Annotated in this window: 17 protein-coding genes; 16 read left to right on the plus strand and 1 reads right to left on the minus strand. The window is 43.0% G+C overall.

Annotated features, from left to right (window positions below):
- Nucleotides 1–15: 15 nt before the first annotated feature.
- The 5 genes from CZ502_RS02170 (at nucleotide 16) to CZ502_RS02190 (ending at nucleotide 5,584) form a co-directional block, all read left to right on the plus strand.
- Nucleotides 16–1,233: a condensation domain-containing protein gene (locus tag CZ502_RS02170; protein ID WP_076459467.1), complete on the plus strand. Its 1,218-nt coding sequence runs from the start codon at nucleotides 16–18 to the stop codon at nucleotides 1,231–1,233.
- Between the two features lie 62 nt (nucleotides 1,234–1,295).
- The gene (locus tag CZ502_RS02175; RefSeq protein ID WP_076459468.1) at nucleotides 1,296–2,321 is read left to right on the plus strand and encodes a sugar kinase; all 1,026 of its coding nucleotides are present in this window, start codon (nucleotides 1,296–1,298) and stop codon (nucleotides 2,319–2,321) included.
- Nucleotides 2,322–2,545: 224 nt separating this feature from the next.
- Complete coding sequence (gene kduD, locus CZ502_RS02180) at nucleotides 2,546–3,361, plus strand: 2-dehydro-3-deoxy-D-gluconate 5-dehydrogenase KduD (RefSeq protein WP_076459469.1); 816 nt, start codon at nucleotides 2,546–2,548, stop codon at nucleotides 3,359–3,361.
- 106 nt (nucleotides 3,362–3,467) lie between these two features.
- Nucleotides 3,468–4,817 (plus strand): PTS galactitol transporter subunit IIC, encoded by a 1,350-nt coding sequence (locus tag CZ502_RS02185; protein ID WP_076459470.1) that lies wholly within the window; start codon nucleotides 3,468–3,470, stop codon nucleotides 4,815–4,817.
- 113 nt (nucleotides 4,818–4,930) lie between these two features.
- Nucleotides 4,931–5,584 (plus strand): bifunctional 2-keto-4-hydroxyglutarate aldolase/2-keto-3-deoxy-6-phosphogluconate aldolase, encoded by a 654-nt coding sequence (locus CZ502_RS02190; RefSeq protein ID WP_076459471.1) that lies wholly within the window; start codon nucleotides 4,931–4,933, stop codon nucleotides 5,582–5,584.
- Nucleotides 5,585–5,639: 55 nt separating this feature from the next.
- Here the strand turns inward: CZ502_RS02190 and CZ502_RS02195 are convergent, their stop codons facing one another.
- Nucleotides 5,640–6,317, minus strand: a complete 678-nt coding sequence (locus CZ502_RS02195; RefSeq protein WP_076459472.1) for a GntR family transcriptional regulator — start codon at nucleotides 6,315–6,317, stop codon at nucleotides 5,640–5,642.
- Between the two features lie 133 nt (nucleotides 6,318–6,450).
- Here CZ502_RS02195 and CZ502_RS02200 point away from each other — a divergent pair, with 133 nt between their 5' ends.
- The 11 genes from CZ502_RS02200 (at nucleotide 6,451) to CZ502_RS02245 (ending at nucleotide 20,681) form a co-directional block, all read left to right on the plus strand.
- Nucleotides 6,451–8,082 (plus strand): mannitol dehydrogenase family protein, encoded by a 1,632-nt coding sequence (locus CZ502_RS02200; protein WP_076459473.1) that lies wholly within the window; start codon nucleotides 6,451–6,453, stop codon nucleotides 8,080–8,082.
- Between the two features lie 22 nt (nucleotides 8,083–8,104).
- A complete protein-coding gene (gene uxuA / locus CZ502_RS02205; protein WP_076459474.1) occupies nucleotides 8,105–9,178 on the plus strand; it encodes a mannonate dehydratase in 1,074 nt (357 codons plus the stop codon).
- Nucleotides 9,179–9,284: 106 nt separating this feature from the next.
- Nucleotides 9,285–10,565 (plus strand): MFS transporter, encoded by a 1,281-nt coding sequence (locus CZ502_RS02210; RefSeq protein ID WP_083673304.1) that lies wholly within the window; start codon nucleotides 9,285–9,287, stop codon nucleotides 10,563–10,565.
- 21 nt (nucleotides 10,566–10,586) lie between these two features.
- Complete coding sequence (locus tag CZ502_RS02215) at nucleotides 10,587–12,140, plus strand: glycoside hydrolase family 30 protein (protein WP_076459476.1); 1,554 nt, start codon at nucleotides 10,587–10,589, stop codon at nucleotides 12,138–12,140.
- 11 nt (nucleotides 12,141–12,151) lie between these two features.
- A complete protein-coding gene (locus CZ502_RS02220) occupies nucleotides 12,152–13,699 on the plus strand; it encodes a glycoside hydrolase family 30 protein (protein ID WP_143457260.1) in 1,548 nt (515 codons plus the stop codon).
- A gap of 78 nt (nucleotides 13,700–13,777) precedes the next feature.
- Nucleotides 13,778–15,535 (plus strand): beta-glucuronidase, encoded by a 1,758-nt coding sequence (gene uidA, locus CZ502_RS02225; protein WP_234982438.1) that lies wholly within the window; start codon nucleotides 13,778–13,780, stop codon nucleotides 15,533–15,535.
- A gap of 185 nt (nucleotides 15,536–15,720) precedes the next feature.
- Nucleotides 15,721–15,897, plus strand: a complete 177-nt coding sequence (locus tag CZ502_RS10675; RefSeq protein ID WP_159434548.1) for a hypothetical protein — start codon at nucleotides 15,721–15,723, stop codon at nucleotides 15,895–15,897.
- A gap of 294 nt (nucleotides 15,898–16,191) precedes the next feature.
- A complete protein-coding gene (locus CZ502_RS02230; protein ID WP_076459479.1) occupies nucleotides 16,192–17,613 on the plus strand; it encodes a tagaturonate reductase in 1,422 nt (473 codons plus the stop codon).
- Nucleotides 17,614–17,620: 7 nt separating this feature from the next.
- Nucleotides 17,621–19,114 (plus strand): altronate dehydratase, encoded by a 1,494-nt coding sequence (locus tag CZ502_RS02235; RefSeq protein ID WP_076459480.1) that lies wholly within the window; start codon nucleotides 17,621–17,623, stop codon nucleotides 19,112–19,114.
- Between the two features lie 17 nt (nucleotides 19,115–19,131).
- A complete protein-coding gene (locus CZ502_RS02240) occupies nucleotides 19,132–20,013 on the plus strand; it encodes an aldose 1-epimerase family protein (RefSeq protein WP_076459481.1) in 882 nt (293 codons plus the stop codon).
- Between the two features lie 14 nt (nucleotides 20,014–20,027).
- Entirely contained in the window at nucleotides 20,028–20,681 is a 654-nt protein-coding gene (locus tag CZ502_RS02245; protein ID WP_076459482.1) for a bifunctional 2-keto-4-hydroxyglutarate aldolase/2-keto-3-deoxy-6-phosphogluconate aldolase, read from the plus strand.

A 20,681-nucleotide genomic window follows, 5' to 3' on the forward strand; every position in this document is an offset into this window, starting at 1 on the left:
AGGAGGTGTTTATTCATGGTTGCATATCCGGGAGAACCATTAAATATTTTGCATACAATTGGCCTAAAGGAACTCTATCCAATTATCCGCGTGCACTTTTGTGTAGCGGGGAGCTTTGACGAAGCCCGCTTTGAAGACGCACTAATGAAATGCGCGCAGGTAGCGCCAGAAATATTCTGTAAGTACGTTCTTGCAGATAATTCATTTGTCCCGGTTGTCGATGACTTAGAAGGGGTTGTCTATCAAAATCTCGATCCTGACATTGATATCTCGCGGTGGGACCTTTTTATGGATCCGCAGATTCGCGTTTATCTCAATCACCATGGTGAGGAGGCTGACGTCACAATCTTTCTCAGCCACATCTTGACTGACGGGGCCGGGGCTAAGCAGCTATTGCAGCTCTTAGCAACTGCTTACAATACTAGAACGGTAGAAGGAATAGTAAACCACCAGGACATTGATTGGTTGCGGAAGTTGCTAGCCGAACACCAGGTAGAAGTTAAAAAGGAAACTGACCATCCAGCCAAGCCATTAACGATGCCGAAGTTAACTAGCAATAAGGAACAGCAGACGAGGAGAACACACCGGCTTACCTTAAGCAAGAAACTTACCGCCCAGTTAATTAAGACCAGTCATAAGACAGGCGTTACCATCAATGACCTCTTAATGGCAGCGTATGGGCAGGCTGTCCAGCGTTTTTCTGCGACTGACCAAATTTCTCTTGCCTGTCCGACGGATATGCGGAAGTTTATCCCTGGACCCGAGGAGTTACGGGTGGCGAACCATACCTCGCGTTATAACATTAGCGTTTATTCTGACGTGCAACAGCCGTTTGCCCAAGCTGTGCGCGCTGTCCATGATGCGATGGTCGCTAATAAGCAGAGCTTTCAGTGCCTCGCGTCAGTTAAGACCCTGGTTGACAACTACGATCGCTATTCGCTCGCAAAGTTGCAACAGATTTGCGAAGACAATTACCATGTGCGGACGATTTCGTATACTAATTTTGGGATTGTTGATTTTGCTTTTGCTGGTTGTCAAATCAGCGACTTTGACATGCTTGGTAGTTATCGGCGGGCACCGATGTTCCAGGTTGCGGTTAGCACCTATGAAGCACAACTTATCTTTGCTTTCGCGATGATTGGGACCGCGGAAGAAGAACGTGTCGGCAACGTGGTAATGCTAACAATGAAAGATTTACTGGAAAAATATGTTCTTGAATTTAGTGAAAACTAGTTTTGTTAACGTTCACAAAACTGTTATAATGATGGAAAAGAATAGAAGAGGAGTTTTTAACCATGAAAAAAATTGTTACCTTTGGTGAGATGATGATGCGACTCAACCCGACAAATATGAAGCGGGTACTCCAAGCGGACCAATTTGATGTTAACTATGGTGGCTCGGAAGCAAACGTTGCGGTTTCTCTAAGCTTATTCGGTGATAACGCGGCTTACGTTACTAAGCTGCCAAAGAACATCCTGGGTCAAGCAGCTGCTAACAAGTTACGTGAGTTTGGGGTCGATACTTCACTGATCCAATACGGTGGTCCACGTCTGGGGATGTACGTGTTTGAAAAGGGTCACAGTATTCGCTCAACTAATGTCACTTACGACCGGGCAGGTAGTTCATTTGCAATTTCTACGGCTGCTGAATATGATTGGGCTAAGTTATTAGCTGGCGCTGATTACTTCTACTTCAGTGGTGTTACGCCAGCCTTGTCAGCAGAATTGCGGCAGGCGGTGCTGAGTGCTTGTGAGTATTGCCAGGAAAACGATATTAAGGTTGTTTGTGACCTTAACTTCCGTGGCAAACTGTGGACACCAGCGGAAGCTCAAGAATTTATGAAGAAGGCCATGCCGTACGTGACGATTTGCTTAGCAAACGATGAAGACTTTGAACAGTCACTAGGGATTCATGCATTTGATGGTGATATGACCCACGGGATTGAGCAAAAGGCAATGTTTGAAAAGGGAATGCAAGAAATTACCAAGCAGTACCCGAACGTAAAAGTAGTTGCTAGTGTATTACGGAATATTCAGTCCGTTGATAAGTCAACGTGGATGGGACTAGTATTTAAAGATGGCAAGTTTACTGAAAGTCCTGCTTACGATGTCGACGTCCTTGAAGGTGTTGCCGGCGGGGATGCCTTTGGTGGCGGTCTGATGCACGGGATTCTTAACGACTTTGATGACCAAGAGTTGATTGATTACGCAATCGCAGCTAGTGTCCTTAAGCTAACTGTTCTTGGTGACTTGAACATTACAACCGAAGCAGACGTCCGGAGCGTAATGGAAGGCGGCGCTGGTGTGCGCGTCTCACGTTAAAGTATTTTAATAGGATAGCTAAGATGCATGAATTAAGTGCGTCCTAGCTATTTTTTTGTGGACAAAATTTAAAGTTTAATTTTGCACAAACTTGTCGAAAGCGCTTGCTTATTTTTCAGTCTATGTTATTATAATAATGAAATAAGAAATATGATTTCTTATTAGGAAATAGCAATAAGGATCCAAATGTTGCAATGCAATTATAAAGAAGAAGGTATATTATTATGGCTCAATCACAAGAAGAAATTAAACAAAATGAAGCAGCACTCGATAAGTTCAAGATGTCATTCTTTGACCTAAGTGGCAAAGTTGCCATTATTACGGGTGGTAATACAGGATTAGGACAAGGTTATGCTGTTGCTTTGGCAGAAGCTGGAGCAGACATCTTTATCGCTACTCACGGGACTCAAGGCTGGGATGCAACTCGTGAAATGATCGAAAAGCGTGGCCGCAAAGTTGAATTTATGGAAATCGACTTAACTGAAGATGGCGCTGCTGATAAGGTCATTAATGAAGCACTTGCTAAGTTTGGTCACATTGATATTTTGATCAATAATGCAGGAATGATTAAGCGTAACCCAATCCTTGAATCAAAAGATGAAGACTGGAAGAACGTTATCAACATTAACTTGAACGCGGTTTACCACTTATCAATGGCAGCTGCAAAGGTCTTTGCAGAACAAAAGCATGGGAAGATCATCAACATTGGTTCAATGCTTTCATTCCAAGGTGGTAAGTTTATCCCTTCATACACCGCATCTAAGCACGGGGTTGCTGGTTTAACAAAGGCATTTGCTAGTGAGATGGGGGCATACAATGTCCAAGTTAATGCCATTGCTCCTGGTTACATTAAGACTGCTAATACCGCCCCAATTCGTGCAGACAAGGCTCGTAACCAAGAAATCTTGAGTCGGATTCCTGCTGGTCACTGGGCAGAACCACACGAATTAATGGGTGCAGCGGTCTTCTTGGCTAGTGATGCTGCTAACTACGTTAATGGGACAATCATGCCAGTTGACGGTGGTTACTTAGTACGGTAATTAATTAGTGTTGCTTTGAGGCTCGATAAAAGCAGGAGAGAAGACTTTTAGTCGAGCTTCTTTTCTTTGGCAACTTTGTGAAAGATATCATAAAGGGTGAATAAAAATGGGAGTCATTAATTACATTATGTCTCTTGGTGCCAGCGTTATGATGCCAATTATTTTCTTAATTTTTGGGATCTGTCTTGGCATGGGAGTCGGTAAATCATTAAAATCAGGTTTGTCTGTCGGGGTAGGTTTTGTTGGTCTAAATGTTATTACCCAGCTGTTATCTGATAACATCGGTCCAGCAGTTAACTCAATGGTAAAGATTTACGGGTTAAATCTTCATTCATTAGATATCGGTTGGCCAGCTGCTTCAGCTGTTGCCTTTGGGACGCAAGTCGGCGCGATCATTATTCCATTAGGACTGTTGATTAACGTTATTATGTTGTTGACCCAGACGACAAAAACACTGGATGTCGACCTTTGGAACTACTGGCACTTTGCTTTTATTGGGTCTATCGTTTCAATTGCAACCCACAGTTTCGTTTTAGGGTTGATTGCTTCAATCGTAACGATTGCTGTTACCTTGGTTGGTGCTGACCGTTCACAAAAGCGACTTCAAAGTTTTTACGGGAAAGACTTAGAAGGGATTTCAATTCCACAGGCATTCTGTGTTAGTTTTATTCCGTTTGCAATTGTTGTTAACTGGATCTGTGAAAAGATTCCGGGATTAAACAAGGTTGACTTTGATGCAGAAAAGATGTCGAAAAAGTTCGGGATTCTTGGTGACCCAATGTTCTTAGGGGTTATTGTTGGTGTGATCATTGGTTTCTTAGCTCACTATTCAGTTGCAAAAGTTTTGCAATTAGGGGTTATCTTAAGTGCCGTAATGGTTCTTATTCCACGGATTACTAAACTTTTCATCGAAGGGTTAGCGCCAATTTCCCAACGTGCACAAGAAATTATTTCTAAGCATACCAAAGGGAAGTCATTCAATATTGGGATGACACCAGCGTTAGTTATTGGACACCCAACTACTTTGTTCTGCTCATTGCTGTTGATCCCAATCATTTTGTTCTTAGCTGTTATCATTCCAGGAAACCAATTCTTACCATTGGCAAGTTTGTCTGGATTAATTTACATCTTCCCACTGGTATTACCTTACACAAAGGGGAATGTTTTACGGACATTTTTAACTGGTTTGGTAAGTATGATCTTCGGTGTATTATCAGCAACGATGTTAGCGGGCATCTTTACCACTGCCGTTAAGATTGTTCACAAGTCATTTATTCCTGCTGGTACTAGTTCCGTTGCAAGTATTGACTTTGCGGCTAGTCCATTAGCATGGGTAGTATACGAATTAACTGCTAATGCTACGGTAATCGGGGTTGTTGTCATTGTCGTATTAACATTAGGTTTAATGCTCTGGAACCGGAAGCACATCGTTAGTGAATCAAAGAATGCAAAATAAGCTAGAACGGTTAGTAATCTAGGCAACTATTTAGATAATTATTGATATTTCTTGGTTAGAAGATTAATATATCAATTGCAAGGCAAATTAAGTTTGAAAAGAGGAAATATTTGATGTTACCAAAGTATGAAGCATTAAAAGCAGTTGAAGAAGCTGGTGTCTTGGCCGTTGTCCGTGGCCGGAGTGAAGAAAACTCCTACGAGATTTCAAAGGCCAGCATTAAGGGTGGGGTAAAGGCCATCGAATTAGCCTTCACTTCCCCCAACGCCGATGTAACGATTAAGCGGTTAAACGAGGAATTTGCCGATGACCCCGAAGTAGTTGTCGGTGCCGGAACGGTCTTAGACCCGGCAACGGCGCGGATGACGATGGTTGCTGGTGCCAAGTTTATCGTTAGCCCATCCTACAACGAAGAAGTTGCGAAGTTATGTAACCTGTATGCAGTGCCATACATGCCAGGTTGCTTCACCCCAACCGAAGTACAAACGGCTTTAATGGCGGGTGCCGATGTCGTTAAGATCTTCCCTGGGGCAATTGCCGGCCAAAAGATGATTCCGGAACTGCAAGGACCATTCCCACAAGCTAATATCATGCCAAGTGGTGGGGTATCCCTTGACAACATGAAGGACTGGTTTGCGGCTGGGGCCTTCTGTGTCGGTGCTGGTGGGAGCCTCGTTGGCCCAGGTGCTGACGGCGATTACGACCAAGTAACGGCCAATGCCAAGAAGTTCCACGAAGAATTAATGCGGATTCGCAGTGCAAAGTAAGTTATTAAAATATTGCCAAAATAAAAACGTCTACTGAAAAATTCAGTAGGCGTTTTTATTTTTGGTAATTTTCAAAGAAGTCAGGGAATGTATCGATTAAGTTGTGTTCTTCCTTTAACATTCGGTGCATGTGGTTGGCGGTTAGACGATCAACCTCGTTAATGTCCTTGGACTTTACAGCATCGAGGATCGCTTCATGCTCTTCCACAAGGCCACTCCACGACAGCCCTTCGACCTTGAGTCGTAAGAAGCGGAAGCGGTCGAATTGAATATTAATCTTTTTCATCCAGTTCCAAATTCGTTCACGGTTAGTGATTACGTAGAAGTAGCGGTGAAATTCGTCATCACTTGTTAAGAACTTTGGGAAGTCATCCACACGCATCAAGGCCCGTTCCTTATCTAATATATTTTCAAATTGAAAGAGCTGCTCAGCCGTCATATCTACAGCCGCAGCATTCCGCATGATTCGCTGCTCCACGCTAGCACGAACAAAGCGAGCATCGAGAACTTCTTGCATATCAATTTTTGATATATAAGTTCCTGACTGGGGAACAATGTTTAACAGGTTTTCCTGCCGTAGTTGGATGAAGGCTTCCCGGACTGGTGTGCGGCCAATGCCGAGTTCCGCTTCTACTTGCTTTTCAGTAACCCGTTGGCCCGGTTTATAGTCAGCATCAATTATTTTTTTCATAATTAAATGGTAGGCCTGACTGGTTAAATTCTGTTTTTCCATATCAATTTCCTTTCTTGCTAGTTTCTATTATATCATTCTTTTTCCTGAATTTTCTTGACAGCTGCCTTGGAAGCGTTTACTATAATAAGTGAATTGATATATTAATATATCAAATAGGAAGGAGAGCTTGTCGATGGTGAAATTATTAGATGACTACCAAAAAGACAAGGATGCTTTTCAAAAGGCCGGAATTAAGGTTCCAGAGTTTGATCAGTCACGAATGGTTGAAGAAACCGCAAAGAACCCGGTATGGGTACACTTTGGTGGCGGAAATTTATTCCGTTGCTTCCACTCGATGATTGCTCAAGACTTGCTGAATAGCGGTGATATGAAGAGCGGAATTATCGTTGCAGAGACTTACGGTGACCAAGTAGTAAATAAGCTTTACAAGCCGTACAATAACCGTTTCTTATCAGTAGAAATGAAGAGTGACGGCAGCTTGGATAAGACCCTGGTTGCTAGTGTAGCTGACAGCATTTATGCTGGCGCGGATAGTAAGGAGGGCCGGGAAAAGTTAAGGAAGGTCTTTGAACAGCCATCCTTACAATTTGTCACCTTTTCAATTACGGAAAAGGGGTATGCCTTAAAGGACATGAACGGTGAATTGACTGCTGATGCTGTTAGCGACATTAAGAATGGTCCACAAAAGCCGCTTACTAACATGGGCTTTATCGCAAGCCTCCTCTTAGCACGGTTTAAGGCAAATCAAGCACCGCTTGCCCTAGTAAGTACTGATAACTTTTCACAAAACGGGCAACGGTTGCAGGATGCGGTAATGTTAATTGCTAATGGCTGGCTCAAAAACGGGTATGTCGACCAATCCTTTATCGATTACTTATCAGATCCGACGAAGGTTACGTTCCCGTGGAGCATGATTGACCGGATTACACCAAACCCTTCAGCAAATGTTTCTGCTGAATTAAAGGCAAGTGGCTTTGAAGATGGTGAAATTCTGCATACGTCCAATTCTAACTTTGCCCCGTTTGGCAACACGGAAGAGACCCACTACTTAGTGATTGAAGATTCCTTCCCTAATGGCCGTCCCGCACTAGAAAAGGCGGGAGTGATGATGACTGATCGGGAGACAGTCAATGACGCTGACCAGATGAAGGTTACGGCCTGCTTGAACCCCCTGCACACTTCGCTGGCGATCTTTGGCTGCCTTCTCGGCTTTGACTCGATAGCTGCAGAGGCGAATGATGACGACCTGCTTAAGCTAATTAAAAACCTCGGCTACGGTGAAGACTTACCAGTGGTAAAGGATCCAGGAATTATCAACCCCAAGGAATTTATCGATACGTTAATTACGAAGCGGTTGCCAAATAAGAATATTCCTGATACGCCACAGCGGATTGCCTCCGATACTTCGCAAAAGGTTGGTATTCGTTATGGGGTCACCCTCCAGAACTATGTTGATGATCCGCAATTAGATCCCGCCAAGCTTGAATTTATTCCCCTGATTATTGCCGGTTGGTGTCGTTACTTGATGGCAATTGATGATCGTGGTCAGGAGTTTACGCCAAGTCCAGACCCACTTTACGACCAATTACATGAATACGTTGCAACGATCAAATTAGGTGATGGTAGTGTTGATGTTCATGAAAAGCTGCAACCAATTCTTAGCAATAAGGCAATCTTTGGTAACGACCTTTATGAAATTGGTGTTGGTCAAAAGGTAGAGGGCTACTTCAAGCAGCTGATTGCCAAGCCGGGTGCGGTTCGTGCAACCATTGAAAATACGGTAGATAAATATGGTAAATATTAATTAAAAAGGAAGTTTTTGACATATGAAAAATATGGGATTTCGCTGGTATGGCGATGGCAACGACTCGATCAAGTTGTCAGACATTCGTCAGATTCCAGGGACAACGCAAGTAGTTGGTGCATTATTTGATATACCAGTTGGTGAAGTGTGGCCAAAAGAACGGATTGCGGCACTGAAGAAGGAAGTAGAAGATGCTGGCCTCAAACTTGAAGTGATTGAATCTGTTAATATCCATGACGATATTAAGATTGGCCTGCCAACACGTGACAAGTACATTGAAAACTACAAAGAAACAATTAAAAACCTTGCTGCCTATGGCATTAAGGTTATCTGTTATAACTTCATGCCAATCTTTGACTGGGTGCGGACAGATCTTCATTATCCGCTTCCTGATGGCTCAACGGATATGGCTTTCCAGCATAAGTATGTTGAGGGGTCACCAGAAGACATTATTAAGTCTGTCGAAAAGAATTCCAACGGGTATGTTCTTCCTGGCTGGGAACCAGAACGGTTAGCGGAAGTTAAGCGGTTATTTGAAGCCTACAAGGACGTTGATGAAGCTAAGCTCCGCGAGAACTTAAAGTACTTCTTAGATGCAATCATCCCGACGTGTGAAAAATATGATGTGCGGATGGCAATGCACCCGGATGATCCGCCAATGCCATTATTTGGCCTGCCACGGATTTACAAGAACCGGGAAGACATGATCAAGATTGAACAAATGCACGAATCAAAGTACAACGGCTTTACGATTTGTACAGGTAGTCTCGGTGAGAACCCGAAGAATGATGTGCCAGCCATTATCCGTGAATTCGTGAAGAAGGATCGGGCACCATTTATCCATGCGCGGAACATCAAGTTTATGGAAAATGGGGACTTCCATGAATCAGCCCACTTATCATCCGAAGGTTCATTGGATATGTATGAAATCATGAAAGCCTTGTATGACACCGGCTTTGATGGCTACATTCGACCAGACCACGGTCGTGACATCTGGGGTGAAGAAGGTCGTCCAGGCTATGGTTTGTATGACCGTGCACTTGGTGCAACATACTTGAATGGCTTATGGGAGGCGATTGAGAAAGATAATAAGTGAAGTGGTGGTAAGGAAACTATCATTTTACAAAGTGGTAGTTTCCTATAATTTGTGGTTAAAATGAAAGCGCTATCTTATAGAGGAGTTCATGAGGAGAGTGAAAAATATGAGTAAAGATAAGCCAGAATCGAGCGTTATCGGCGAGATAACTAATGCAAAAGTTAAAGATGAAGAACAACCCAAACTTCCTTGGCTAGTTTCGTCCGCGATGTTTCTTGCGCCACTTTGTTGGTACGGGCCAATCGGTTCAACAAGAAGCGTCTTAATTCCGCAATTATTTAGTCAAATTGATCCCGTTCATAAGGTGTGGGCTGTTGGTATCTTAGCAACGGTAGCTTCAATTACCGGTGCAATTGCTAATCTTTTGTTTGGTGCCTTGTCTGATGTTACACGGACACGTTTTGGGAAGCGTAAGCCATACATTGTTTTAGGAACGCTTTTTATTGCAATTTCACTTTGTATTATTGCTAATATGAGGTCGGTTGTTGGAATTATCTTTGTGTGGATTGTCGCGGCTGCGGCTGAAAATGCGATTGCCGCAGCAATTTACCCGCAAATTTCGGACCGGGTCGCGCCTAAGTGGCGGGGGACTGTTTCGACATTTTATGGTGTTGGTTTTACTATCGCTCAACAAGGTTTTGCACTCTTAGCAGCCCAGTTCCTTGGAAATGTTAAGTTTGGTATTTATGTAATGGCCGGATGTACGGTTGTCTTAGCAATTATTCACGAATTATTAATTCAAGAAAAAGGTAACCTAGATGAACCTAAAGTTAATTTTGATAAAGAATCACTGAAGAAGTATTTCTTCTTCCCAACTAAGGGGGCACGGGATTTCTACCTTGCCCTTTCAGGTAAGTTCTGTATGGTTGTTGGTTCAACAATTGTTACAACTTTTGAATTATATATCTTTACTGATTATATCGGTCAAAGTACCAAGGATGCCGCTAATTCAATTTCAATTTTCTCAATGATTATGTTAATCATCGGTGTAATCTTTGCCTTAGTTGGTGGACCACTTGCTGATAAAATGAAGCGTGTTAAGGGACCGGTTGTTTTAGCTACCTTTGCTTTAGGTGCCGCAGCCTTATTCCCACTGTTTGTTCAAAAGCCATGGGCAATGTTTGTTTATGCTATTATTGCTGCCTTTGGTAATGGTCTTTATAACTCTGTCGATGGTGCTTTAAACATGGACGTATTGCCATCAGCTGATACAGCTGGTAAGGATCTTGGCTTAATCAACCTTGCCAATACTCTTGGTCAGATGCTTGGTGCCATGGTTGCCTCAGCGGTTGTTGCCGGTTTTGGTTACAAAGGAATTTTCATCTTTGCTGTTATTATGGAAATTGCTGGTGCAATTTTAATTTACCTTATTAAGCGTGTACGTTAATTGATAAGAGGATGTAATTTTATGAAATATAAAAATGAATTTTGGACAGCAACAGCTGGAGATTTAAGTGAAAAACGTACCCAAATAGCGGCACCAGAATATGTTGATAGAGTTATTGATGGTTACAAGATTGTAATTGATCCTTCTAAAAAGAAGCAAGATTGGCTTGGTGCTGGTGCTGCGATTACAGATGCTGCCGCTTCACTTATTTGGAAACAAAATGCGGAGCAACGTAGTGCATTGTTGCATGAATTGTTTGATCCTGCAGAGGGAAACTTCTCTGCAATTAGAATACCAATTGGCTCTTGTGACTTTGGTTCCGGTGAATCGTCGACAGAAGAATATTATAGTTATGATGATGTGCCATTTGGTGAGCATGATTCAAGCCTAGCAAAATTTTCGATTGGAAAAGGCGAGCCCGGTAGCCCAAATGCAACTAAGGATTTGAAATATATTGTTCCGGTTGTTCAGGAAATTTTAAGAATTAATCCTGCAGTAAAGGTTTTAGCTTCACCGTGGTCTGGTCCAGCATGGATGAAAAACACAGGGAGCATGAAGATGGGTGGTCATCTTCGCTTTGGCGAATTTACTGGTAATGGTTATGCTGATAAAGACCGCTTTGAAGGAGTTTATGCTAATTACTTTATTAAGTTTATTGAGGCTTATGCTAAGCTTGGGATTCCAATTTATGCGTTAACGATTCAAAATGAGCCATCAAATGCAGCTGCTTGGCCGGCGATGATTTGGAGTGTAAAGGAATTGGCAGAGTTTGGCGCTCACTATCTTCGACCAGCACTTGACGAAAACTTTCCAGATATAAAACTTTACTTTTGGGACGGAAGCCTTAACGTCTTGAATGAGCCGTTAACGGAATCTATTACTCCTGAAGAAGCTAACGCTTTTGATGGTTTTGCTTTCCATACTTATGATGGACCTTATACAAACTTGTTTAAGGCTAGTCGCCTTAATCCCAATTGGAAGCTTGCAATGACAGAGCGACGGTGCATGCTTGAAGAAACAGTGGATGATGCTTCCCATATTATGTTTGGTTTAATTGGCAATTGGCTAGTCAGACAAGGCCTTTCATCCATTTATCTTTGGAACATGGCCTTAGATGAACGAGGACTTCCTAATATTGCAGGATCGACTGGTCGGCGAGGCGTTGTCACGATTGACCATAAGACAGGCAAAGTTCAACGTAATTTGGAATATTACATGTTGCGTAACTTTACCCAGGATGTTGAACCGGGATCGGTAGTTATTGGCTCAAGTAATTATACACAAAATGGCTATTCTGGCGGTTTAGGATCAGTAGCGTTTTTAAGCCCAACTGGTGGGATTGCCGCGCACATTTATAATCCAACAGCAGAAACAATGGTTGCTAATGTTATGGTAAATGGTGAAAGTAATCAATGGCAAAGGGTTGAAGTTCCAGCATATGGTACAGTTACCCTGCATAAATCGAACTACCCAATCAATGAAAGCTCACCACGACAAGATGAAAAATTTAAACTAAACCCTCGTCCAGCTAACTTGATGGATGACTATGCGCCTGGTAAGGGAGTCAACAAATAGGAGGACTAATGATGACAGCTTTTAAAAATGAATTTTGGACTGTTACTGCGGGTGATTTAAGTAGCAAACGAAAGCACTTAGCAACTCCTGAAATGAAAGAACACGGCGGGGATGGTTACAAGATTGTAATTGATCCTTCGCAAAAGGAACAAGAATGGATTGGTGCTGGGGCAGCAATTACTGATGCTGCTGCGTCACTCATTTGGAAGCAAAGTAAAGAGCAACGGAGTGCCTTACTACACGAATTATTCGATCCTAAAGAAGGTAACTTTTCAACAATCAGGATTCCTCTCGGGGCTTGTGAACCATCAAGCCAGCCATACTATAGTTATGATGACGTGCCATTTGGTGAGCATGATTCTAGTCTTGCTAAATTCTCTATCGGTGAGGGGAAGCCTGGTGCAGATAATGCAACAAAAGATTTAAAGTACATTGTTCCAGTAGTTCAAGAAATATTACAAATCAACCCTGCGGTTAAGATTATGGCTTCCCCATGGTCAGCACCAGCTTGGATGAAGAATACAGGTAATATGCGGATGGGTGGACATCTCCGGTTCGGTGAATTTACTGGTAATGGTTATGCTGACAAAGATCGCTTTGAAGGTGTATATGCGCAATACTTTATTCGCTACATTGAAGAATACAGGAAACTTGGTATTCCAATCTATGCTATTACGATTCAAAATGAACCGTCGAACGCGGCTGCTTGGCCAGCGATGATTTGGAATATTAAAGAATTAGCACACTTTGGCTATAAGTACTTACGACCAGCGCTAGATGAGAACTTTCCTGACACTAAGCTTTATTTCTGGGATGGTAGTCTAAATGTACTCAATGAGTCATTGAGCGATGCGATTAATCCTGAGGAAGCTAATGCTTTTGATGGCTTTGCTTTCCATACTTATGATGGTCCTTACACCAATATTTTTAAGGCGCGGCGATTCAATCCAAGATGGCAACTAGCAATGACTGAACGGCGTTGCATGTTGGAAGAAACAGTTGAAGATGCTTCCCATATTATGTTTGGTTTAATTGGTAATTGGTTAGTAAGACAAGGACTTTCATCGATCTATCTTTGGAATATGGCTTTAGATGAACGTGGCTTGCCAAATATGGTAGGTTCAACTGGCCGGCGGGGTGTTGTTACGATTGATCATACAACTGGTAAAGTCCAACGTAACCTGGAATATTACATGCTGAGAAACTTTACTCAAGATGTTAAGCCAGGTTCTGTAGTTGTTGGTTCAACTAACTATACCCAAGATGGTTATACCGGTGGCCTAGGCTCGGTAGCCTTTTTAGGGCCTGATGGTTCAATTGCTGCTCATATTTATAATCCAACGGACAAGCCATTAAAGGCTTCGGTTATGGTAAATGGTTTTGAAAATAAATGGCAAGATGTTACAGTTCCCGCATACGGGACTGTGACATTACATAAAGCTAATGATGAAATAAATGAAAGTTCGCCACGTGAGGATGAGGCCTTTAAACTAAATCCATCACCAGCAAACCTGATGGATGACTATGCACCTGGAAAGGGGGTAAACAAGAAGAATTAGGATCAATAAAATATCTTACATTAAAGCCTACTAGCTATCTACTCTCCAGCTGGTAGGTTTTTTCAAAAAGGAGGAACTATGATGCTTTATCCAGAACAAACGGCAACGAGAACGCTTGCAGATTTAACTGGTTTATGGAAATTTAAAATTGAGGATGGACATGTTGATCCAGCAAAGCCATTACGAGGATATGAGTGGATGGCTGTACCAGCTTCATATAATGATCAAGTAACAGACTTGGGGAAACGGAATCGTGTTGGTTATTTTTGGTATGAAACAAATTTTAGTGTACCCGTTGATCAACTAAAGAAGCGAAATGTCCTGCGTTTTGGATCAGTAACACAAAATGCTGAAGTCTTTTTAAATGGACAAGAAGTTGGAAAGCATATTGGTGGCTTTACTCCCTTTGAATTTGAAGTTAATAAGTACCTAAAAGCTGGAGATAATAACTTAAAGATTCGCCTGAATAATTTGCTTGATAATACGACAGTTCCCTCTGCTTTGCAAAAAAATGAGAATGGAGAACTTAGCCAGCAAAATCGTTTTGATTTCTATAACTATGCCGGTATTCATCGCAAAGTCCAACTTTATACCACTGCGCAAACATATCTCGAATATGTTGCGGTTAATTATAAAATAGATGGAGAAAAGACTTTCGTTCACCCAGATATAAAGATTATTGGTGGTTATGATCAAGTTGTAGTTACTATCCTTGATGAAGAGGGTAAAGTAGTGGCTCGTGGTGATGAAGAAGCCACGTTAACTATTAATAGCACTCATCGTTGGCAACCATTAAATGCTTACCTTTATCGTCTGCAGGTAAAGATATATGTTGCTGATAAATTAGTGGACTCTTATAATCAAGAGTTTGGTGTTCGAACAATTGAAGTTAAGCAACATCAATTCTTTATTAATGGTAAACCTTTCTATTTCAAGGGCTTCGGTTGGCATGAAGACTCAGTAGCTCACGGAAAAGGAGAAAACCTCCCGCAGGTTAATCTTGACCTTAACATCATGGAAAAGATGGGTGCTAACTCGTTTCGAACTTCTCATTATCCCTACTCGGAAGAGACGATGCGGCTCGCTGACCGAAAAGGATTTGTTGTTATTGATGAAGTCCCGGCAGTAGGCTTATATGAAAATTTTGCTGTTACTTTAGGCGGCAGTTTCAAGGAAGGCAAAACGTGGAAAAATTTAGATCCTCAAGCTAATCATAAGCTTGCTTTACGTGAAATGATTGAGCGGGACCATGACCATCCAAGTGTTGTGATGTGGTCAGTAGCTAATGAGCCAGCAAGCCATGAACCGGGAGCACATGAATATTTTGCTGATATAATTAGATGTGCTAAACAAATGGATCCGCAAAAACGGCCGGTAACAGTTGTTAATATCATGAATGCTGATGCTGAAAAAGACTTAATTGGTGATTTAGTAGATGTTATTTGCTTAAATCGTTACTATGGGTGGTATGTTGACTTTGGCAAGCTTGAATTAGCAAAGAAACAATTAAAAGTGGAACTCGAGAAGTGGCACAAGAAGTTTCCAGAGAAACCAATATTATTTACGGAATTTGGAGCCGATACTATCGCCGGAATGCATTCTTTATACCATGCCCCATATTCGGAAGAGTATCAGGTTGATTATTATCAGGCTAACTTTGCGGTGTTTGATTCTTGTGAGTATGTTCAAGGAGAACAATTATGGAACTTTGCAGATTTTGTTACTGAGCCGGGGATGATTCGGGTTGGTGCTGAGAATCGTAAAGGCGTATTTACTCGCGATCGCCGGCCAAAACAAGTTGTGCAATTATTAAGGCAGCGTTGGCGTAATAAGTAGATTAACAGTGACTGAAGGTAGTGTTTCAATAACGCTATCTTTTTATTTTAAAAAGAAAACGCTTACTGCTAAAAAGTAAGCAAAACCTCTTGAATCTTAATCTAAATATAGTAGAATACAAGATGTTGATTTACTGTTCACGTTAACATTTAATGGGACGTTTTCTGTGAGAGGAGAGAATTAAAATGAACTTAATTAAGACTTTTGTATTTTTTATCGTAGCGAGTGTTGCTTTAGCAGGGGTTGCTAGCGCAAGTTCCTTGTACACGACCTCAACGGTGAATAACCACAGTGTAAGCCAACAAATGGCTAATGTTATCAGCAAAAATAACGAAGCTGTTAACCACCAATTTAATAAGTAAAAGCAAGATAATTGAGGGCTGCTATCTGCGAGACAGCCCCATTTCTTCGCCCCAACTTGATCAATTATAAACAAATTATGGAAAAGCATTGAATGTTTCACGTTAACATTCTATAATGTAATTGTATTGATAGCGTATCCATTTACCGCAAGGGCGGCAATAGTGGCTGCACGTCAAATATGAGGCAGGCTTTGCTATAAGATGCACATCACCTCTCACAGATGCAGATTAGGTAGGCTACAAGTCCTGATTACTAAATGATGTTAATTAATCAAGTTTTGGAGGGTTTCTAACATGGAAAGTCTTAATAATAGTTTTCGTAAATTGCCACAATATCCTAATAAGGTAATTCAATTTGGTGAAGGTAACTTCTTGCGGGCATTCATTGACTGGCAGATTCACCAGATGAATAAGCAGGGCCTGTTCAAGGGTGGCGTGCAAATTGTCCAGCCATTGCCAACTGGCCGGGTTAAGGAACTTGATAAGCAAGATGACCTCTATACTGTTTTGCTTGAAGGAATCCTAGATGGTAAGAAGATCCAAAGCCATGAGATTATTGAGTCAATCAACGGGACAGTTAACCCCTACACTGAATATGACAAGTACATTAAGTTAGCAGAAGATGACAATATCGAAGTAATCTTCTCTAACACCACTGAAGCGGGGATTGAATTTGTTCCAGAAGATACACTTGATGCTATTAAAAACGGGGAAAAGAGTTCATACCCTGCTAAGTTGACGGCATTACTTTACCACCGGTTTGAATTAGGGAAGAAGGGCTTCCACATTATCCCTTGCGAACTAATTAACCACAATGGGGATGCCCTCAAGAAGGCAATCTTGCAATATGCCGACTTATGGAACCTTGGTCAAGACTTTGTCGATTGGATTAACAACGATAACGAATTCTACTCAACCCTAGTTGATCGGATTGTTCCCGGTTACCCACGCGACCGGGCGACTGACCTCGAAAAAGAGTGGGGTTACAAGGACCAAAACATGGTTAAGACGGAACCATTCTTAATCTTCGTTGTTGAAGGAAATAAGGATATTGAAAAGGTCTTACCACTTAAGGAAGCCGGCATTAACCTGGTTGTCACTGATGATATGCAGCCATACCGGAACCGGAAAGTATCAATCTTAAATGGCCCGCACACGACGATGTCACCAATTGGTCGCCTCGCTGGCCTTGAAACAGTTGGTCAAGTAATGGACGACAAGGACTTCTACAAGTTCATTGACGATGAAATGCACAAGGAAATTATCCCAGTGGTTCCATTACCAAAGGACGAACTAGAAAGCTATGCGAAGGGGATCCAAGAACGGTTTGAAAACCCATACGTTAAGCACCAACTGAGTGCCCTTGCCCTCAACAGTATTTCTAAGTATGCTGCCCGGTTGTTGCCAAACTACAAGCGCTACTACGACAAATTTGGCAAGTTACCTAAGCGGATGACCCTCGCGCTTGCTGCTTACCTGTGGATCTACAATGGCAAGTCCGAATTTGACATTAATGATACTGCGGATATTACAGCCGGCTTTAAGAAGATTCAGGGGGATGACAATTACATCCACGAAGCGCTCAGCAATGACGCCTTCTGGGGTGAAGATTTGACGAAGATTCCGGGCTTGGAAGAATTAGTAACGAAGTACTACAACGAAATTGCCGAGAAGGGTACCCGGGCAATTGTCCAAGAAATTAACGCAGAGGAGTAGTAGTTTCATGGAAAAACTAGTTATCTTAAATGGCAGTGACAATGTTGCTGTTGCAACGACTGACTTGACTGCCGAAGATACAATTGATGTTAATGGCAGCCAATTAAAGCTGGTTAACGATGTTCCTGCTGGTAACAAGCTTGCGCTAAGAAACCTTTCTGCTGGTGCAAATATCGTTAAGCTCGGCCAAGTGATTGGGCACTTAACCGCTGATGTCCGCGCTGGGCAACTGGTCAATGAAGATAACTTGGCTAGTAGTCTCAACTCTGACCGGCAGTCAGTCATGAACATGAACCTTGACCTTGCTGATTATATTAGTAAAAAGACGTTCATGGGCTACCGGCGGAAAAGCGGGAAGGTCGGAATTAGAAACGACCTGTTTATCGTCCCAACCGTTGGATGTATTACTCCACTGATGGATGTGATGGTCCAACAATTTAAGGCTGCCCACCCTGATAATGGTTCCTTTGACAATATTGTTTTATTGAAGCACCCATACGGCTGTTCGCAACTCGGGGAAGACTTTGAACAAACCCGGCAAATCCTGTGTGATGCGGCACTGCACCCGAACGCAGGGGGAGTCTTCGTCTTTGGCCTGGGCTGTGAAAACAACCAGATGGCTGGAATGAAGGAAACGATTGACCAGATGGCCGGAATTGATCCTCACCGAATGAAATTCCTCGTTGCCCAAGAAGTTAAGGATGAGTTTGCCAATGCGCAGCAGATGCTAGAAGAATTAAACGAAGCAGCTGCCAATGACCATCGTGAACCAGTTCCGTTGAGCGAATTAAAAGTCGGCTTGCAAAGTGTCAAGCCTGATGCACTAGCACCGGTTACTGCTGACCGCCTGCTCGCTAACCTGGCGGATACGATTAATGCTAATGGCGGGAGCACGGTCCTTACCGGTGTTCCTGAATTAGCAGCGGCACAGGGCAACTTGCTTGCCCGGAGTAACGACAGGGAAACAGCCGAAAAGGTTGCCGATGTCTTTGACCACATGCAACACTACTACGGTGAATTTGATCAAGAGCTGGTCAAAAAGCCCGGTGCAAAGGATAAGGCTAATGGGGTGACAACAGCTGAAGAATTAGCGGCTAATGCGACGCAAAAGGCTGGTCATGCCCTGATTACTGATGCCTTGCGCTATGGGCATAAAGTAACGAAGGCCGGTTTGAACTTGCTGGAAGCGCCAGATAATGACTTGATTGATTCATCAGCGGAAGCGGCGGCTGACTGCCAGATGGTGGTTGTCAGCACCGGGGTCGCAACGCCGTATGCTAGCTTTGTGCCGTCAATCAAGGTTGCCACCAATTCTGAATTGGCGACGAAGAAGCAGCTGTGGATTGACTTTGATGGTGGAAAAGTACTCACGAAGCCGTTTGCGGAAGTTGCAGCTGAGTTTATTGACTACATTATTGCCGTTGCTAGCGGCACGGCGACTAATAATGAAAAGGCTGGTTTACATGGCTTGGCAATCTTTAAGATTGGGGTCACTGAATAGTAAGGAAGTTATTTATAATGATAAAAATTGAAAATGCTGACTTTTGTGCTGAAATTGATGAACACGGGGCACAATTAACCCACCTGGTAAATAAGAAAGCCAACTTTGACTACATCTGGAATGGTGAAGAATGGGGCAAGCATGCACCGGTCCTCTTCCCCGCAATTGGTCGGTCTAATAAGGACCAGTACGTTTTGGATGGGCAGACTTATGAAATGCCCCAGCATGGTTTTGCCGGCGACCAGGAGTTCACGGTGACTTACCATGCCGCAAATGTGGCTGTCTTTGAACTGACCGCTAATGCTGCGACAAAGAAGCTGTACCCGTTTGATTTTAAGCTGACCGTTGCCTTTACCCTCCTAAGTACTGGGCTATCAGTAAGCTTTACTGTTGAAAATCAGTCTGACAAGCAAATGCCATACTCGCTTGGTTCACACCCGGCATTCAACGTGCCGATTAACGGGGTATCCAAGTTTGATAATTACCGGGTTAAGTTTACCGGGATTGAAGGGCCGGTTAACGTTTACGAAATCGTCAAGACACCTAACCCATACCGGACGGGGAAGGAAGAATTACTCACCAGCAGTGAAGGTAATGAATTGAGCCTTAACTACGATGTCTTTAAGCCCGGCTTACGGATTATTAGCAATCCCGGAATTAAGAGTGTTAAGCTCTATTCACCGTTGACATCGCGTTCCATTGAGATGGACATCAGTGAATTTAAGAACGTTTGTCTGTGGACAAAGGAAGATCAAGACTGCAAGTTCTTATGCATGGAACCATTTAACGGTCTCCCAGATGTCCTTGGTGAACCGGTAGATTGGATGAAGAAGCCAGGAAATATCATTTTGCCTGCCCACGCAAGCAAGGTATCACAGTACGAAATGCATTTATCATAAGGAGAGTTTGAAACATGTTACCAAAGTATGAAGCATTAAAAGCAGTTGAAGAAGCCGGTGTCTTGGCCGTTGTCCGTGGCCGGAGTGAAGAAAACGCCTACGAGATTTCAAAGGCCAGCATTAAGGGTGGGGTAAAGGCCATCGAATTAGCCTTTACTTCTCCTAACGCCGATGTAACGATTAAGCGGTTAAACGAGGAATTTGCCGATGACCCCGAAGTAGTTGTTGGTGCCGGAACGGTCTTAGACCCGGCAACGGCGCGGATGGCGATGGTTGCTGGTGCTAAGTTTATCGTTAGTCCATCCTACAACGAAGAAGTTGCGAAGTTATGTAACCTGTATGCAGTGCCATATATGCCAGGCTGCTTCACCCCAACCGAAGTACAAACGGCTTTAATGGCGGGTGCCGACGTCGTTAAGATCTTCCCTGGGGCAATTGCCGGCCAAAAGATGATTCCGGAACTGCAAGGACCATTCCCACAAGCTAATATCATGCCAAGTGGTGGGGTATCCCTTGACAACATGAAGGACTGGTTTGCGGCTGGGGCCTTCTGTGTCGGTGCTGGTGGGAGCCTCGTTGGCCCAGGTGCTGACGGCGATTACGACCAAGTAACGGCCAATGCCAAGAAGTTCCACGAAGAATTAATGCGGATTCGCAGTGCAAAGTAA

The organism is Limosilactobacillus caccae, from assembly GCF_900156885.1.
Classification (GTDB): domain Bacteria; phylum Bacillota; class Bacilli; order Lactobacillales; family Lactobacillaceae; genus Limosilactobacillus; species Limosilactobacillus caccae.

What these genes read in the sequence shown, in the direction of transcription:
- CZ502_RS02170 (WP_076459467.1), top strand. Translation starts at nt 16, where the DNA reads ATGGTTGCATATCCGGGAGAACCATTAAATATTTTGCATACAATTGGC.
- CZ502_RS02175 (WP_076459468.1), top strand. Translation starts at nt 1,296, where the DNA reads ATGAAAAAAATTGTTACCTTTGGTGAGATGATGATGCGACTCAACCCG.
- kduD (WP_076459469.1), top strand. Translation starts at nt 2,546, where the DNA reads ATGGCTCAATCACAAGAAGAAATTAAACAAAATGAAGCAGCACTCGAT.
- CZ502_RS02185 (WP_076459470.1), top strand. Translation starts at nt 3,468, where the DNA reads ATGGGAGTCATTAATTACATTATGTCTCTTGGTGCCAGCGTTATGATG.
- CZ502_RS02190 (WP_076459471.1), top strand. Translation starts at nt 4,931, where the DNA reads ATGTTACCAAAGTATGAAGCATTAAAAGCAGTTGAAGAAGCTGGTGTC.
- CZ502_RS02195 (WP_076459472.1), bottom strand. Translation starts at nt 6,317, where the DNA reads ATGGAAAAACAGAATTTAACCAGTCAGGCCTACCATTTAATTATGAAA.
- CZ502_RS02200 (WP_076459473.1), top strand. Translation starts at nt 6,451, where the DNA reads ATGGTGAAATTATTAGATGACTACCAAAAAGACAAGGATGCTTTTCAA.
- uxuA (WP_076459474.1), top strand. Translation starts at nt 8,105, where the DNA reads ATGAAAAATATGGGATTTCGCTGGTATGGCGATGGCAACGACTCGATC.
- CZ502_RS02210 (WP_083673304.1), top strand. Translation starts at nt 9,285, where the DNA reads ATGAGTAAAGATAAGCCAGAATCGAGCGTTATCGGCGAGATAACTAAT.
- CZ502_RS02215 (WP_076459476.1), top strand. Translation starts at nt 10,587, where the DNA reads ATGAAATATAAAAATGAATTTTGGACAGCAACAGCTGGAGATTTAAGT.
- CZ502_RS02220 (WP_143457260.1), top strand. Translation starts at nt 12,152, where the DNA reads ATGACAGCTTTTAAAAATGAATTTTGGACTGTTACTGCGGGTGATTTA.
- uidA (WP_234982438.1), top strand. Translation starts at nt 13,778, where the DNA reads ATGATGCTTTATCCAGAACAAACGGCAACGAGAACGCTTGCAGATTTA.
- CZ502_RS10675 (WP_159434548.1), top strand. Translation starts at nt 15,721, where the DNA reads ATGAACTTAATTAAGACTTTTGTATTTTTTATCGTAGCGAGTGTTGCT.
- CZ502_RS02230 (WP_076459479.1), top strand. Translation starts at nt 16,192, where the DNA reads ATGGAAAGTCTTAATAATAGTTTTCGTAAATTGCCACAATATCCTAAT.
- CZ502_RS02235 (WP_076459480.1), top strand. Translation starts at nt 17,621, where the DNA reads ATGGAAAAACTAGTTATCTTAAATGGCAGTGACAATGTTGCTGTTGCA.
- CZ502_RS02240 (WP_076459481.1), top strand. Translation starts at nt 19,132, where the DNA reads ATGATAAAAATTGAAAATGCTGACTTTTGTGCTGAAATTGATGAACAC.
- CZ502_RS02245 (WP_076459482.1), top strand. Translation starts at nt 20,028, where the DNA reads ATGTTACCAAAGTATGAAGCATTAAAAGCAGTTGAAGAAGCCGGTGTC.